Annotated in this window: 15 protein-coding genes; all 15 read left to right on the top strand. The window is 33.4% G+C overall.

Annotated elements, in window-relative coordinates; genetic code table 11:
* Nucleotides 1-9: 9 nt before the first annotated feature.
* On the top strand, nucleotides 10-2,367 hold the full coding sequence (recD2, locus tag COE53_RS05290) for an SF1B family DNA helicase RecD2 (protein ID WP_439097798.1): 2,358 nt from the start codon (nucleotides 10-12) through the stop codon (nucleotides 2,365-2,367).
* 112 nt (nucleotides 2,368-2,479) lie between these two features.
* Entirely contained in the window at nucleotides 2,480-2,668 is a 189-nt protein-coding gene (locus COE53_RS05285; protein ID WP_069035137.1) for a hypothetical protein, read from the top strand.
* Between the two features lie 13 nt (nucleotides 2,669-2,681).
* A complete protein-coding gene (locus tag COE53_RS05280; RefSeq protein ID WP_082459514.1) occupies nucleotides 2,682-2,816 on the top strand; it encodes a DUF3918 family protein in 135 nt (44 codons plus the stop codon).
* A 536-nt stretch (nucleotides 2,817-3,352) separates the two neighbouring features.
* Nucleotides 3,353-3,907 (top strand): GNAT family N-acetyltransferase, encoded by a 555-nt coding sequence (locus COE53_RS05275; RefSeq protein ID WP_098947530.1) that lies wholly within the window; start codon nucleotides 3,353-3,355, stop codon nucleotides 3,905-3,907.
* A 39-nt stretch (nucleotides 3,908-3,946) separates the two neighbouring features.
* On the top strand, nucleotides 3,947-5,014 hold the full coding sequence (locus tag COE53_RS05270) for an AI-2E family transporter (protein WP_098947529.1): 1,068 nt from the start codon (nucleotides 3,947-3,949) through the stop codon (nucleotides 5,012-5,014).
* 356 nt (nucleotides 5,015-5,370) lie between these two features.
* Nucleotides 5,371-8,022 carry an alanine--tRNA ligase gene (gene alaS, locus COE53_RS05265; protein WP_098947528.1) on the top strand — a complete coding sequence of 884 codons (2,652 nt, stop codon included), beginning with the start codon at nucleotides 5,371-5,373 and terminating at the stop codon, nucleotides 8,020-8,022.
* 114 nt (nucleotides 8,023-8,136) lie between these two features.
* A complete protein-coding gene (locus tag COE53_RS05260) occupies nucleotides 8,137-8,403 on the top strand; it encodes an IreB family regulatory phosphoprotein (RefSeq protein WP_069035133.1) in 267 nt (88 codons plus the stop codon).
* A 3-nt stretch (nucleotides 8,404-8,406) separates the two neighbouring features.
* Entirely contained in the window at nucleotides 8,407-8,823 is a 417-nt protein-coding gene (gene ruvX, locus COE53_RS05255) for a Holliday junction resolvase RuvX (protein WP_069035132.1), read from the top strand.
* A 113-nt stretch (nucleotides 8,824-8,936) separates the two neighbouring features.
* Nucleotides 8,937-9,227 (top strand): DUF1292 domain-containing protein, encoded by a 291-nt coding sequence (locus COE53_RS05250; RefSeq protein ID WP_056472710.1) that lies wholly within the window; start codon nucleotides 8,937-8,939, stop codon nucleotides 9,225-9,227.
* A gap of 183 nt (nucleotides 9,228-9,410) precedes the next feature.
* Nucleotides 9,411-10,445 carry an endolytic transglycosylase MltG gene (mltG, locus tag COE53_RS05245; protein ID WP_069035229.1) on the top strand — a complete coding sequence of 345 codons (1,035 nt, stop codon included), beginning with the start codon at nucleotides 9,411-9,413 and terminating at the stop codon, nucleotides 10,443-10,445.
* A 234-nt stretch (nucleotides 10,446-10,679) separates the two neighbouring features.
* Entirely contained in the window at nucleotides 10,680-11,339 is a 660-nt protein-coding gene (locus tag COE53_RS05240; protein WP_091022697.1) for an O-methyltransferase, read from the top strand.
* Nucleotides 11,332-12,264, top strand: a complete 933-nt coding sequence (locus tag COE53_RS05235) for a peptidase U32 family protein (RefSeq protein ID WP_069035130.1) — start codon at nucleotides 11,332-11,334, stop codon at nucleotides 12,262-12,264. Before COE53_RS05240 ends, COE53_RS05235 begins: the two co-directional genes overlap by 8 nt.
* Nucleotides 12,265-12,375: 111 nt before the next feature.
* Nucleotides 12,376-13,653 (top strand): peptidase U32 family protein, encoded by a 1,278-nt coding sequence (locus COE53_RS05230; RefSeq protein ID WP_069035129.1) that lies wholly within the window; start codon nucleotides 12,376-12,378, stop codon nucleotides 13,651-13,653.
* Between the two features lie 20 nt (nucleotides 13,654-13,673).
* The gene (gene udk / locus COE53_RS05225) at nucleotides 13,674-14,309 is read left to right on the top strand and encodes a uridine kinase (RefSeq protein WP_056472723.1); all 636 of its coding nucleotides are present in this window, start codon (nucleotides 13,674-13,676) and stop codon (nucleotides 14,307-14,309) included.
* Between the two features lie 211 nt (nucleotides 14,310-14,520).
* Nucleotides 14,521-14,997: a transcription elongation factor GreA gene (gene greA, locus COE53_RS05220; RefSeq protein WP_056472726.1), complete on the top strand. Its 477-nt coding sequence runs from the start codon at nucleotides 14,521-14,523 to the stop codon at nucleotides 14,995-14,997.
* Nucleotides 14,998-15,069 lie beyond the last annotated feature (72 nt).

Raw genomic sequence — 15,069 nt, 5'->3', positions numbered from 1 at the left:
GGTAGAGAAGTGCAAACCCAAAGTGAAATGGAATTGTTTGTTGATGAGACACCATATATTAAAGGGCATATCACAACAATCATCTTTTATAATGCAGAAAATTTTTATACTGTTGCAAAGATAAAAGTAGTTGATACAAATTTATCAAATTGTGAACAGGAAATGACAATTACTGGGAATATTCCAAGGATGAATGAAGATGAAACATATACATTTAAAGGGATTGTAAAAGACCATCCGAGGTATGGTAAACAATTTCAAATATCATCATTTGAAAAAGAGCTTCCATCTACTAAAAAAGGTGTTATTCAATATTTATCCTCAGATTTGTTTAAAGGAATTGGAAAAAGAACAGCTGAAAAAATCGTTGACCATTTAGGTGAAGGTGCAATTAATAAAATTTTAGATAATGCTGATAGCTTAGAAGGTGTTCCCGGGCTGGCAAAATCTAAAGCTAAAGAAATTTATGAAACAATTTTATCTCATCAAGGTCTTGAAAAAGTAATCAGCTTTTTAAGTAGCTACGGTATTGGAACGGGTTTATCGATTAAAATTTATAAGACCTATAATGAATCAACTCTAGATGTTATCAGAACAAATCCATTTAAGTTAATTGAAGATGTAGATGGGATTGGGTTTGGGAGAGCAGATGAAATTGGTCGGGCAATCGGTATTACAGGAAATCATCCAGATCGGATACGAGCGGGTTGTATTTATATTTTAGAACATTTATCGATGCAAGAAGGACATGTTTATATAACGCAAGATCAGTTTATTGATGAAACTAGACAATTATTAATGAAACAAGATAAAGAGCTTGTCGAACCAGTCGACATTTCTCGGGAAATGAAACGATTGGTAGCAGACGGAAAGCTAGTAATGGAAGACGAGAGAATCTATCTAGCCGCTCTTTATTACGCTGAGAAGGGCATTGTAAATGCGATCCAAAAATTATTAAGCAGTGCTCCAGATTTAGGTGAAATGACTGAAACTAGATTTGCAAAAGAGCTAGAAGACCTCGAATCAAAAATGAATGTAAAATATGCCCCTTCACAAGCACAAGCAATCAAAAAGGCAATGGAGTCAGCTATGATGGTCCTTACAGGTGGACCAGGGACAGGTAAAACGACAGTTATTAAAGGAATCGTTAATCTGTTTTCAACAATCCATGATTTATCATTAGATCAGCATTCTTACCCGAAAGATGATCCATTCCCTTATTTGCTTGCTGCACCTACAGGTAGAGCGGCAAAAAGAATGAGTGAAGCAACTGGATTACCGGCAGTAACAATCCATCGTTTACTCGGTTGGACAAGAGAAGGGGAGTTTAGCCATCATGAGGAAAATCCTTTAAATGGAAAGTTACTAATCATTGATGAGTTTTCAATGGTCGATGTTTGGTTAGGGAATCAATTACTCAAAAGTATTCCAGAAGGATGCCAAGTCATTTTTGTAGGGGATGAGGATCAATTACCTTCTGTTGGTCCAGGTCAAGTCTTAAAGGATTTATTAAACTCTGGTACAGTTCCAACCGTACGATTAAAAGATATTTACCGTCAATCAGAAGATTCTTCGATTATTACGCTTGCACATTATATAAAAGATGGAACAATATCTGAGGATTTATTTGAACAAAGAAAAGATCGTTCATTTATCGGTTGTTCAAGCCAACAAGTTGTTGAAGTCGTCAAAAAAGTGTGTGAAAATGCCAATAAAAAAGGTTTTCCTGTAAGAGATATCCAAGTATTAGCGCCGATGTATCGTGGTCCAGCAGGAATTGATGCTTTAAATGAAGGGCTGCAAGAAGTGTTTAACCCTAAAAGGGAAAAGCAACGTGAAATGAATTTTGGTGATACTACTTTTCGTACAGGTGACAAAGTTCTCCAACTTGTAAACGTTCCTGAAAATAATGTTTTTAATGGAGATATGGGTGAAATTGTAAACATTTTTTTCGCTAAAGAAAATGTAGAACAACAAGATATTATAATCGTTTCATTTGATGGAAATGAAGTGACTTATACTAGACCAGATTTTTCTCAATTAACTCTTGCTTACTGTTGTTCAATTCATAAGTCTCAAGGTAGTGAATTTGATATTATTGTGCTTCCAATTGTCAAAAGTTATTATCGAATGCTTCGAAGAAATTTAATTTACACTGCAGTGACAAGAAGCAAGAAGTTCTTAATCATGTGCGGTGAACAAGATGCATTTATTCAAGGTATTGGAAGAACAGATGATGGTCAAAGACAAACTACTCTATGTATGAAACTAAAAGGGATTGAAAATGGTGAAGTGCAACTAAACGAAGATTTACCATTTCAGCTTTCAGACGAATTACCAAATCTTTCACCTTATGATTTCATGTAAATGACTAAGAATATATAGTGCAAGACGATTCCTGTACTAACGTATATTTTTATGAAAATTTGGTCACAATGCTTAGAAACATTGCCTTTTTTAGGCTAAGGGAGCGAGCGTTGTGATTTGTCCAAATTGTCATAGTAAAGACTTAGGGAAAATAGGTGTAAATCAATATTATTGTTGGGGATGTTATATTGAACTAACAATTAATAAAGGGATAATTTATACCCACCAAGTTGAAGAAGATGGTACGTTAAGTTCGTTGGATGATTTATTTGACGAAGAGGATCGAAAACTTAGTATGTAGGAGTGGGTAATTGATGGCTAGAAAAAGCTCTTTATTAGGTTTAGGTTTAGGTGCAGGTGCACTTGCGATGAAGTTAATGTACGATAACAAATGGCTTACTTCAAAGAATATGAAACGTATGAGAAAGTCATTGAAAAAAATGCTTTAATTTTTTTAGCGCATGTCTATAGGGGCATGTGCTTTTTTACTGTCAAAAAAATAATCAAATTTTCGTAAAAGGAGCCGAGTGAGGTTGATTTCCACTACGGGGTGCTCGCTTTCCATGGGGCGAGATTCTTTAGCCTCCTCGNNCATAGGAGTCGAGCACCCCTCCGTTCCAATCAACTTATTCATCGAAAAAAGTTACACTAAAAAACCTAATTTAATATCCTTTTACTAGAGTAGCTTAACAGCTAATCAGTATATAGTTCAATTAAGATCGAGTATCAACTTATAATAATAATTTGAACTTGTTTTCTAATAATTAACTCTAAAAATTTTTAACTTCTCAAGAATAAAACAATTACTTAGTTTGTTGATAATATAACCATATTTACGACATGTGCTTTGTTTTTTTCAATGTATTAAATCAATGTATTAAATCCAATCCTAATCATACATTCCCAATATATTTAAAATCTTTTCATTGAGAAAATGATCATCTTCTTTTATCATTTATAAAAACATGGAAAAGAGATGGTAAATATGGGAGTGGGAGTTAAGCTTGTTAAGAATGATTTAAAGTATGCAGAGCAGGTTTTTAAGTTATCATCAGATCCAGGTGTGAAAGATGTTTTGGGAATAAAAGTAGATCGTATTGAGGATACAATTGGATTTATAAGTTATATTGTTCAGCAGGAATTAGACGGTAAAGTAATAAATCGGATAATTTTAAATGAGCAAGATGAGGTTGTCGGTATAACAAGTTTAAAGCACATTGACCGAGGAGATGGAATTTGTCATATCGGCACTTGGATAGGGGTTCCATTTTGGGGACAAGGGTATAATGAAGCTTCGAAAATTGAAATTTTAAAAATTGCTTTTAACGAGTTGAAAATGGACTATGTTTTTGCTGGTGCAAAAGCGTCAAATACTAGATCTAGGCGAGCACAAGAGAAATTAGCTTTTATGACAATTGGTGTAGAGAAAGAATTTCCAAAAGAACTAGCAATCATTGAAAAAGAAGCAAAAACGAAATGTGAATTGAATGTTGTGAAGAGGGAAGACTTCGCAAATTTTTTAATGAGTCACATAATTTAATCGAAATTCTCCATACTATTACCAGTATGGAGGTTTTTTATGGACGGTTTAAAGTTAAAGTGGATATATCGACTATGTTTAATTTTGTTAATTGGATTAGTTGGAATCGTTTTTTATTATTTAAAACCGGTTTATTTACATATTGTAATTGGTGTTTTAAAATCGATGGTTCCATTTTTGATTGGGTTAATCATTGCTTATTTGCTACATCCAGCAATTGAATATATTCATAATAAAGGGATAAAACGAGTAATTGCGATTTTATTGATTTATTTATTATTTTTTGGAGGGTGTGTACTTGGGCTTTATTTATTACTCCCTATTTTTAAACAACAGTGGCAAGATATTTTAAGAGCTTTTCCTAAAGTAATGGCATTATATGATAATTTTTTATCAAAAATCGAACGAAAGACTTCGAGGATGCCAATTTTTCTTCATAATCGTATTGATTTAATGATTAATGGTGCTGAAAAATCGGGATTATCATTATTGAGTAAATCTGGTGAATGGATGAAGCAATTAGTAAATAATATTATTTCACTCTTTATCATTCCGTTTATCGTTTTTTACTTTTTAAAAGACTATAAGGTCTTATCGAATATGTTTTGGAAAATTATCCCTTACAAATGGCGATATGAAGCAAAAGGTTTAGCAAAAGAACTAAATAATACATTTGGAAAATATATTCGTGGTCAAATATTAGTTTGCTTTTTATTGTTTGTATTAGCAACAATCTTTCTATGGATTGTTCGAATGAAATATGCTCTAGTATTAGGAGTGGTCATAGGAATAACAGATATCATTCCGTATTTCGGACCGGTTATTGGAGCTGTACCAACCTTGTTTTTAGCCGCTTCGGAAGGGACCGGTTTATTAATTAGAGTAGGTATTACTTTAATTGTTTTACAATTAATTGAAGGTAACGTCCTTTCTCCGCTTATAATAGGAAAATCAATTCATACTCATCCAGTTATTATTATGTTTTCATTATTAGTTGCAGGTGAAATAGCTGGATTTATTGGTTTGTTAATTGCAGTTCCATTATTAGTTGTCATTATTTCTGTTATTCGCTATTACAGCAATAGAAAAGAACGTCTCTCAACTTGACTTTCATTTTTGACAATGATACTATTTTTTCATACAATTTATATTTGCAAAATTTTGAAGGAACAAGTATGTCACTAAACCATTTAAGCTTATGCAAAAGAGAGAAGTTTCCTAGGCTGAAAGAAACTTTAATGAAGGGTGACAGAAAAGCTACTCCTGAATGCAGCTAATCACTGACGCGTCAGACCACGTTACGGTCTCTTGAGGTGATGAATAGACTTTGAGGCATTTTGCCTAAGCAACTAGCTTTCTATTCATAATCAGGGTGGTATCGCGAGTACATCTCGTCCCTGTTTTAGGGACGGGATTTTTTTGTTTTTATAACATTATAAATTTACTAAATGGAGGTTAATATAATGAAAAAGCTAACTGCTGCTCAAATTCGCCAAATGTACTTAGACTTCTTTAAAGAAAAAGGTCACTCTATTGAGCCAAGTGCATCTTTAGTACCAGTAGAAGATCCAACTTTATTATGGATTAATAGTGGTGTAGCGACATTAAAAAAATATTTTGATGGTCGAGTAATTCCAGAGAATCCAAGAATAACAAATTCACAAAAATCAATTCGAACAAATGATATTGAGAATGTTGGGAAAACAGCTCGTCACCATACATTTTTTGAAATGCTAGGTAATTTCTCAATCGGAGATTATTTCCGTGAAGAAGCTGTAACATGGGGTTGGGAGCTTTTAACTTCATCTGAATGGTTTGGTTTTGAAAAAGAAAAATTATACGTTACTGTTTATCCAGAAGATAAAGATACGTATGATTTATGGATTAAATTAGGATTAAATCCTGAGCATATTATCCTGTTAGAAGGTAACTTCTGGGAAATTGGTGAAGGACCATGTGGACCATGTACAGAGATTTTCTATGATCGTGGAACAAAATATGATCCAGAAAACATTGGAATTAAATTATTAAAAGAGGATTTAGAAAATGATCGATATTTAGAAATTTGGAATATTGTATTCTCTCAATTTAATTCAAAAGATGGTTTAGACCGTAAAGAATACCCTGAATTACCAAATAAAAACATTGATACTGGTATGGGCTTAGAACGTATGGCAAGTGTAATACAAGAAGTAGACACAAACTTTGATACTGATTTATTTATGCCAATTATCAATGTTGTTGAAACAATTTCTAGTAAAAAATATCGAAATGGACAATTAGATCAAGATACTGCTTTTAAAGTAATTGCTGACCATATACGTACAGTATCTTTTGCTGTTGCAGATGGCGCTCTTCCTTCAAATGAAGGTCGTGGATATGTATTACGTCGATTAATCCGTCGTGCAGTTCGTTTTGCTAAAAAATTAGGTATTGAGCGTCCATTTATGTTTGAACTTGTTCCAGTTGTTGCTGAAATCATGGAAAGCTACTATCCAAATGTAAAAGAAAAAGTACCGTTCATTCAAAAAGTAATTAAAAATGAGGAAGAGCGTTTCCATGAAACATTACATGAAGGATTATCACTTCTTACAAATGTAATGAAAGATGCAAAAGCTAAAGGAAGTACTGTAATTAAAGGTGAAGATGTTTTCCGTCTTTATGACACATATGGATTCCCAATTGAATTAACAGAAGAATATGCAGAAGAAGAAGGATTAACAGTTGATCATGACGGTTTCGAAGTTGAAATGGAAAAACAACGTGAGCGTGCTCGTTCTGCAAGACAAGATGTTGACTCAATGCAGGTACAAAGTGAAGCACTTCGTGAAATCAAAGAAACTTCAGCTTTTGTCGGGTATAGCGAAGGTTCGGTTGAATCTACAGTACTTGTTCTAGTACAAGACGGAGAAAAAGTTGAAGATGTAGCAAATGGAGAAGAAGCTCATTTAATTCTTGATGTAACGCCTTTCTACGCTGAAAGTGGGGGTCAAATTGCAGACCGTGGAACTTTAACTGCTCCTGGTTTAAAGGTAGAAGTGCTTGATGTTCAAAAAGCTCCAAACGGTCAAAATTTACATCGAGTGAAAGTTGTTGAAGGTGCGTTATCAGTTGGTACTAAAGTTGAATCAACAATTAATAAAGCTAACCGTTCAAGCATTGTAAAGAACCACACAGCTACTCACTTATTACACCAAGCATTAAAGGATGTACTTGGAACTCATGTAAATCAAGCAGGTTCATTAGTAAACCAAGAACGTTTACGTTTTGACTTCTCGCATTTCGGTCAAGTAACGTCTGAAGAACTTGAAACAATAGAAAAAATTGTGAATGAAAAAATTTGGGAAAGCATCCCTGTTCAAATTTCTGAAAAAGCAATTGCTGAAGCAAAAGCAATGGGTGCAATGGCATTATTCGGTGAAAAATATGGTGATGTAGTACGAGTAGTACAAGTTGGAGATTATAGTCTTGAACTATGTGGTGGTTGTCATGTTGATAACACAGCATCGATCGGTACATTTAAAATAATTTCTGAGTCAGGTATTGGAGCTGGTACGCGCCGTATAGAGGCAGTAACTGGCAAATCAGCTTATGAATATATGCAAGAACAAATTGGTCAACTTAAAGAGGCAGCTAGCCTTTTAAAATCAAATACAAAAGACGTTGTTGCTCGTATTGAAACTTTACAATCAGATTTAAAACAAGTACAAAAAGAGAATGAATCACTTTCTTCAAAATTAAGTAATATTGAAGCAGGAAATATTAGTAATAACGTGAAAGAAGTAAATGGAGTAAAATTCGTTGCTGCTAAAGTAAATGGAGCAGATATGAATAGTCTTCGCACAATGGTTGATGACCTTAAAAATAAAATTGGTTCTGTTGTTGTATTACTTGGTTCTGCTAATGAAGGTAAAGTTAACTTAATTGCTGGTGTTACAAAAGATTTAGTAGGTCAAGGATATCATGCAGGAAATCTAATAAAAGAAGCTGCTTCAATTTGTGGTGGAGGAGGCGGAGGCCGTCCTGATATGGCTCAAGCTGGCGGTAAAGATCCTTCAAAATTAGACGAGGCTGTTGCTTTTGTTGAAAAATGGATGAACACGATTTCAAAATAATACAAAAATCGTGTACAATAACAGATATAAAAATTTTTAGCTGATTCGTAACTGCGTAATAAAAATGGTACAATGTAATTAGCTAAAAATATACGGATAAGTGGGGTGCTTTGTATGGATTCATTTGATAAAACGATGAAGTTTAGTTTGCAAGATGAAGGTCAAGATATACGAGTTAATGAAGTTTTGTTAAAGGTTCATGACGCGTTACAAGAAAAAGGCTATAATCCAATCAATCAAATAGTAGGATACTTATTATCAGGTGATCCTGCATACATTCCTCGTCACAATGACGCAAGAAGTATGATGAAAAAATTAGAACGTGATGAAATCATTGAAGAATTAGTTAAATCTTACTTACTACAACATCGTGGAGAATAATTAATGAGAGCACTTGGGCTAGATGTAGGTACTAAAACAATTGGTGTAGCTGTAAGTGATGCTCTTGGTTGGACAGCTCAAGGTATTGAGACAGTAAAAATTGATGAAGAACGTCAGAAATTTGGACTAGACCGACTAAAAGAAATCATCGACAGCTACGAAATCGAAAAAATAGTTGTAGGCTTACCTAAAAATATGAACGGAAGTATTGGAGAACGCGGTGAAGCTTGTACGCGTTTTGGAAAAATGATTGAAGAAGAATTCAATCTTCCGGTTATACTATGGGATGAAAGACTTTCAACAATGGCTGCCGAACGTTTTCTAATCTCTGCTGACGTAAGTCGTAAGAAAAGAAAACAAGTAATTGATAAAATGGCAGCAGTAGTTATTTTACAAAACTACTTAGATAGTATAAAGTGATAAAGTAGAATGGAGATTGGCCGACAACAAGAGTATTTGCATTAGTACTTATGGTCGGCCCCTCCAACTATTCACTTATACATAAAAGGATTAAAATAATTGAGGTGATATAAATGGAACACGGTGAAGACAGACAAATTACAATCATCGATGAGGAAGGTAATGAGATTCTTTGTAATATTATCATGACTTTTGAATCAGATGATTATGGTAAATCATACGTAATTTATAGTCCAGTTGGACAAGAGTTTGATGAAGATGGAGACCCAATCTATCATGCATCTAGCTTCATTCCTGCAGAAGATGGAGAAGATGGAGAGTTATATCCAATCGAATCTGACGAAGAGTGGGAAATGGTTGAAGAAGTATTAAACACTTTCTTTGACGAAGAAGAAGGAGAATAATATCTCTGGATTTAAAAATGCTAAGCGCTTATAAAAGTGTTTAGCATTTTTTTTTATGTAGAAAATTGCCGATTTAGCACATATTTGTAGTATACTATAACGTGGAAAAGGAGGTAGATAAGTTTGTCATTTAATGATTTTGATAAGAATGGATACAAGAATACAAATAAAAAAAGCAAAGGTATGCTTATTTTTACATATTTAATTATTGCTTGTATTGTCGTAGTTGGAGCGGGTTTTGCAACTTATAAATATATGTTAAAACCTGTTAATTCAGCAAATAAACAAATTAAATTGGTAACAATTCCTGAAGGAAGCTCTGTTGATAATATTGCAGCAATTTTTAAAAAGAAAAACTTAATAAAAAATACATCAATTTTTAAACTATATGTGAAGTTGCATAACAAAGCTAGTCTAAAATCAGGGAATTATCATTTTAGCGAAAACCAAGGGGTTGCAACGATTGTAAACCACTTACAGGTAGGTGGTAAATATCAGGTTGCTGTAAAGGATTTAATGATTCCCGAAGGTTCTCAAATAAACGAAATTGCAGCGATTATTGCAAAAGAATTTAAATTAGATCAAGCAGCTGTACTAAAACAGTTGAATGATAAATCATTTATTCAGGGGCTACAAAAAAAGTTCCCTCAATTAATAACGAATGATATTTTTAAACCTGGAATTCGCTATCCATTAGAGGGGTACTTATATCCTTCAACTTATATGTATGGGGATTTTACTCCGAGCTTAGAGGAAATTATCACACCTATGCTAAATGAAACAGTGAAAATTTTAGACCAATATAAAGCAGAAATGAGTAATAAAAAACTTACGCCTCATCAGACATTAACAATGGCCTCGTTAATTGAGGAAGAAGCAACTGGTACAACCGATCGAAAGTTAATTTCAAGTGTATTTTATAATCGACTTAAAATAGGAATGCCGTTACAAACGGATCCAACAGTTTTGTATGCACTTGGTAAACATAAAGAACGTGTATTATATAAAGATTTAGAAGTTAAATCTCCTTATAATACCTATTACGTTAAAGGGTTACCGGTAGGACCAATCGCAAGTGCTGGCGTTGATAGTATAGTAGCCGCTCTTGAGCCTGCTAAATCAGATTATCTATATTTCCTTGCAGATAAAACAGGTAAAGTAATCTTTACAAAATCGTTAGCAGAGCACAATACTGAAAAAGAAAAGCATATAAAATAAAAAGTTGGAAATACTTGTATACAAAATATTAAATTCCTCAGTAGTATAAATAGTCTACTGAGGAATTTTGTAAATTAAAAAACAGTGAAAGCGTTGCTACAATTCTTGGTACTAGCCAAGGGTCTTTTTTTTATGTTAGAATATTACGGGTCTAAAAAAATTCAGATACACAGAAATTTTACTTACACCTTGTTTTAAGACAAGGTTGTATTTCTATTGGAGGCTTTATAAGCAATGAATGACGTTTTAGTTCGTCAATACTTGGCGAATTTTTATAAACATAGAGAACCTTTTATAGAAGAAATGGAAACATATGCATTTGAGCATCATGTGCCGATCATGGATAAAGCAGGCATGGAATTTATGCTTGGTTTACTTTATTTAATACAGCCAACTTCAATTCTTGAAATTGGAAGTGCGATAGGTTATTCAAGTATTCGAATGGCAAAAGAGTTTCCAAATGTGAAGATTGTTACAATGGAGCGAAACGCAGAGAGAATTCGAAAAGCAAAAGAGTTTATTGAGCGAAGTGATTACAGTAATCGAATTCTACTTTTAGAAGGTGATGCTTTACTTTTAAAAGAAAAATTGCCTGAAAACAGACAATATGATGTTATTTTTATCGATGCAGCTAAAGCTCAGTATAAACGATTTTTTGAATTATATGAGCCTTTGTTATCAGACAGAGGCGTTATCATATCAGATAATGTTTTATTTAAAGGCCAAGTTGCTGAAAGTGCGGATTTAGTTGATGATCGACGAAAGAAAGCTTTAATAAAAAAGATTCAAAATTACAATGAATGGCTAATGAATCACCCTAAGTATGATTCGACAATTATACCAATAGGTGATGGAGTTGCTATTAGTAAGAAAAGGGGAGTTAATAATGATTAAGCCTGAATTATTAGTTACGCCAACTAACCTAAGTGATATAGATAAATTAGCTGATGCAGGTGCAGACGCAGTTATTATTGGTGAACAACGTTTTGGATTACGCTTAGCGGGCGAATTTAATCGTGAAGCTGTAAAAGAAGCGGTAGAAATTGCACATAAAAAAAATGTAAAAGTATATGTAGCTATGAATGGCGTTTACCATAATGAAATTCTTGATGAAATTGAAGATTATATTGCTTTTTTAAGAGATGCAAATGTAGATGCAATTGTATTCGGAGATCCTGCAGTTCTTATGTCAGTGCGTGCGATTGCACCTAATATGCAATTACATTGGAATACGGAAACAACGGCTACAAACTGGTTTACTTGTAATTACTGGGGTAAACGTGGATCAAAACGTGCGGTATTAGCTAGAGAATTAAGCTTTGAAGCTGTTGCTGAAATTAAAGAAAATGCTAAGGTAGAAATCGAAGTACAAGTACATGGAATGACTGCTATGTTCCAATCAAAACGTTCACTTGTTGGTAACTATTTTGAATACCAAGGTAAGAATTTAGAAATCGTTGAACAAAAAAAATATGAAGAAAATATGTTCTTAGTTGACCACGAACGTAATAATAAATATCCAATTTTTGAAGATCAAAATGGTACTCATATTATGAGTCCAAATGATATTTGTATTGTTAACGAGTTAGAAGAATTAGTTGATGCAGGTATTGATTCATTCAAAATTGATGGTGTCTTAAAATCTTCAGAGTATATCATTGAAGTTACAAAACTATATAGACAAGCTATAGACCTATGTGTAGAAGACCGCGGGGCCTACGAAGAAATCAAAGACGAACTTTTCGACAAAATCGAAGCAATCCAACCTATTAACAGACCACTGGATACAGGATTTTTCTTTAAAGAAACAGTGTATTAATAGAGTTTAGATTAATGATGGAAAAGCAGGAAAGCCAGGGAATTCTAGAAATCAGTAAAAACAGTATCCTAGAACCTTGTACCTTCCCTGTATTAAAGAGGAGGACTAATAATGGCAATTGGACAATTAGATAAAATAGTTGATGGCAAACGTGTAATCGTGAAGAAACCTGAGCTATTAGCACCGGCTGGTAATTTAGAAAAATTAAAAATTGCAGTAAGATATGGCGCAGATGCTGTATTTATTGGTGGTAGAGAGTTCGGTTTACGTTCGAATGCAGATAACTTCTCTATTGAAGAAATGGCTGAAGGAGTAGAATTTGCAAACAAATTTAATGCGAAAATTTATGTAACAACAAATATATTTGCTCATAACGAAAACATGGACGGATTAGTTGAGTATTTACAAGGAATTGAAGCTGCTGGAGTTACGGGTATTATTGTAGCTGACCCATATATTATTGAAACATGTAAAGAAGCTGCACCTAAATTAGAAGTACATTTAAGTACACAACAATCTTTATCAAATTATCGTGCTGCTCAGTACTGGAAAGAAGAAGGATTACATCGATTAGTATTAGCACGTGAGACGAGCTATGAAGAAATAAAAGAAATTAAAGAAAAAGTAGACGTTGAAATTGAAACATTTATTCATGGAGCAATGTGTATTGCTTATTCTGGCCGTTGTACTTTGAGTAATCATATGACTGCACGTGATTCGAATCGTGGTGGATGCTGTCAATCATGTCGTTGGGATTATGATTTAGTCCAAACTGAGTCACAAAATCCGGATGCATCAGAAAATGCTTTATTTGCTGAAGAAGATGCACCATTTGCAATGAGCCCGAAAGATTTAAATTTATTACGTTCAATTCCTAAATTTATTGAAATGGGTGTAGATAGTTTAAAAATTGAAGGCCGTATGAAATCAATTCATTACGTAGCAACAGTTGTATCCGTTTATCGTAAAATAATTGATGCATATTGTGCTGACCCAGAAAACTTTGAATTTAAAGAAGAATGGGTTGAAGAACTAGATAAATGTGCTAATCGTGACACTGCTTCTTCATTCTTTGAAGGATTCCCAGGAATGAAAGAGCAAATGTATGGAAATCATAGCAAAAAAACTACGTATGATTTTGCAGGTCTTGTATTAGACTATGATGATGAAACTGGTATCGCAACAATCCAACAACGTAACTACTTCAAGCCAGGTGATCAAATTGAATTCTTTGGACCTGAAATTGAAAACTTCAAACAAACAGTTGGTGTAATTGTCAATGAAGATGAAACAGAAGTAGACGCTGCAAGACATCCATTAGAAATTGTAAAAATTAAAGTGGATCAAAAAGTTTATCCTTACAACATGATGAGAAAAAAGTTAGTTTGATAAGAAAGAGGGATTGAAGTATGGGGAATAAGCCCATTGTAATTGGAATTGCTGGAGGGACTGGCTCTGGTAAAACTTCTGTAACAAAAGCAATTTATGATCAATTTAAAGGTCATTCAATTTTAATGATTCAGCAAGATTCTTATTATAGAGATCAAACGCATTTACCAATGGAAGAAAGATTGAAAACAAATTATGACCATCCATTAGCATTTGATAATGATTTGTTTATTGAGCATATAAAAGATTTATTGCAATACAAAGCAATTGAAAAACCTGTATATGACTATACAATTCATACAAGATCTTCAGAAACAATCCCTGTAGAACCAAAAGAAGTTATAATTTTAGAAGGTATTCTAGTACTAGAAGACGAGCGTTTACGTGACTTAATGGATATAAAGATATTTGTAGATACGGATGCTGACTTACGAATACTTCGTCGAATACAACGAGATATAAAAGAACGTGGAAGAACAGTTGATTCTGTGGTAGATCAATATGTAAATGTTGTACGCCCTATGCATAATCAATTCTGTGAACCATCTAAGAAATTCGCAGATATTATCATACCAGAAGGCGGTCAGAACTTTGTGGCTATTGATTTAATGGCTACAAAAATTCAGACTATACTTGAAAGAGTAAGTGTATTATAATACGTTCATATGAGAGAATAATTCCTAAATATAATTTTGGAAAGATGGAGAAGCACTAACTTCTTCATCTTTCTATATAAAAGAATGCGTTTTCATAAGTTGAATGTTTCATAAATTATTCTCATACACTGTTTGTACAACTACATTGTATAAACATATATTTAGAAGTTCTACATAAAAGAAACGGTGGATACTAAAAGGAGTGTACAAAATGGCTAACGAAAAAAAATTCCCTATGACTTTAGCTGGGAAACAAAAATTAGAACAAGAATTAGAAAACTTAAAAACAGTAAAGCGTGCTGAAGTAGTAGAGCGTATTAAAATTGCTCGTAGCTTTGGTGACCTTTCAGAGAACTCTGAATACGATGCTGCAAAAGATGAACAAGCATTTGTTGAAGGTCGTATTACAACTTTAGAAAATATGATCCGTAATGCTGAAATTATTACTGAAAATAATGATGCATCAGATACAGTAACTTTAGGTAAATCTGTAACTTTCTTAGAATTGCCAGCTGGTGACGAAGAAACTTACACAATTGTAGGTAGTGCTGAGGCTGATCCATTTGAAGGTAAAATTTCAAATGATTCTCCAATCGCAAAAAGCTTATTAGGCAAAACTGTTGGTGAAGAAGTGACAGTTAATACTCCAGGTGGAGATATGCAAGTAAGAATTCTTGCTGTTAAATAATTTGATTTGTTTAACAATTTAATTGTTTGAAAAAAGAACACCCCGTCTACACTGTAGATGAGGTGTTTTTTA

The sequence above is a fragment of the Bacillus sp. AFS029533 genome, assembly GCF_002585125.1.
GTDB classification, from domain to species: domain Bacteria; phylum Bacillota; class Bacilli; order Bacillales; family Bacillaceae_G; genus Gottfriedia; species Gottfriedia luciferensis_B.
This window is presented reverse-complemented; position numbering and strand designations above follow the sequence as displayed.

Bases quoted from the DNA above. Each gene is read 5' to 3' on its own strand.
- COE53_RS05280 (WP_082459514.1), top strand. From the start codon at position 2,682: ATGGCTAGAAAAAGCTCTTTATTAGGTTTAGGTTTAGGTGCAGGTGCA.
- COE53_RS05275 (WP_098947530.1), top strand. From the start codon at position 3,353: ATGGGAGTGGGAGTTAAGCTTGTTAAGAATGATTTAAAGTATGCAGAG.
- COE53_RS05270 (WP_098947529.1), top strand. From the start codon at position 3,947: ATGGACGGTTTAAAGTTAAAGTGGATATATCGACTATGTTTAATTTTG.
- alaS (WP_098947528.1), top strand. From the start codon at position 5,371: ATGAAAAAGCTAACTGCTGCTCAAATTCGCCAAATGTACTTAGACTTC.
- COE53_RS05260 (WP_069035133.1), top strand. From the start codon at position 8,137: ATGGATTCATTTGATAAAACGATGAAGTTTAGTTTGCAAGATGAAGGT.
- ruvX (WP_069035132.1), top strand. From the start codon at position 8,407: ATGAGAGCACTTGGGCTAGATGTAGGTACTAAAACAATTGGTGTAGCT.
- COE53_RS05250 (WP_056472710.1), top strand. From the start codon at position 8,937: ATGGAACACGGTGAAGACAGACAAATTACAATCATCGATGAGGAAGGT.
- mltG (WP_069035229.1), top strand. From the start codon at position 9,411: ATGCTTATTTTTACATATTTAATTATTGCTTGTATTGTCGTAGTTGGA.
- COE53_RS05240 (WP_091022697.1), top strand. From the start codon at position 10,680: ATGAATGACGTTTTAGTTCGTCAATACTTGGCGAATTTTTATAAACAT.
- COE53_RS05235 (WP_069035130.1), top strand. From the start codon at position 11,332: ATGATTAAGCCTGAATTATTAGTTACGCCAACTAACCTAAGTGATATA.
- COE53_RS05230 (WP_069035129.1), top strand. From the start codon at position 12,376: ATGGCAATTGGACAATTAGATAAAATAGTTGATGGCAAACGTGTAATC.
- udk (WP_056472723.1), top strand. From the start codon at position 13,674: ATGGGGAATAAGCCCATTGTAATTGGAATTGCTGGAGGGACTGGCTCT.
- greA (WP_056472726.1), top strand. From the start codon at position 14,521: ATGGCTAACGAAAAAAAATTCCCTATGACTTTAGCTGGGAAACAAAAA.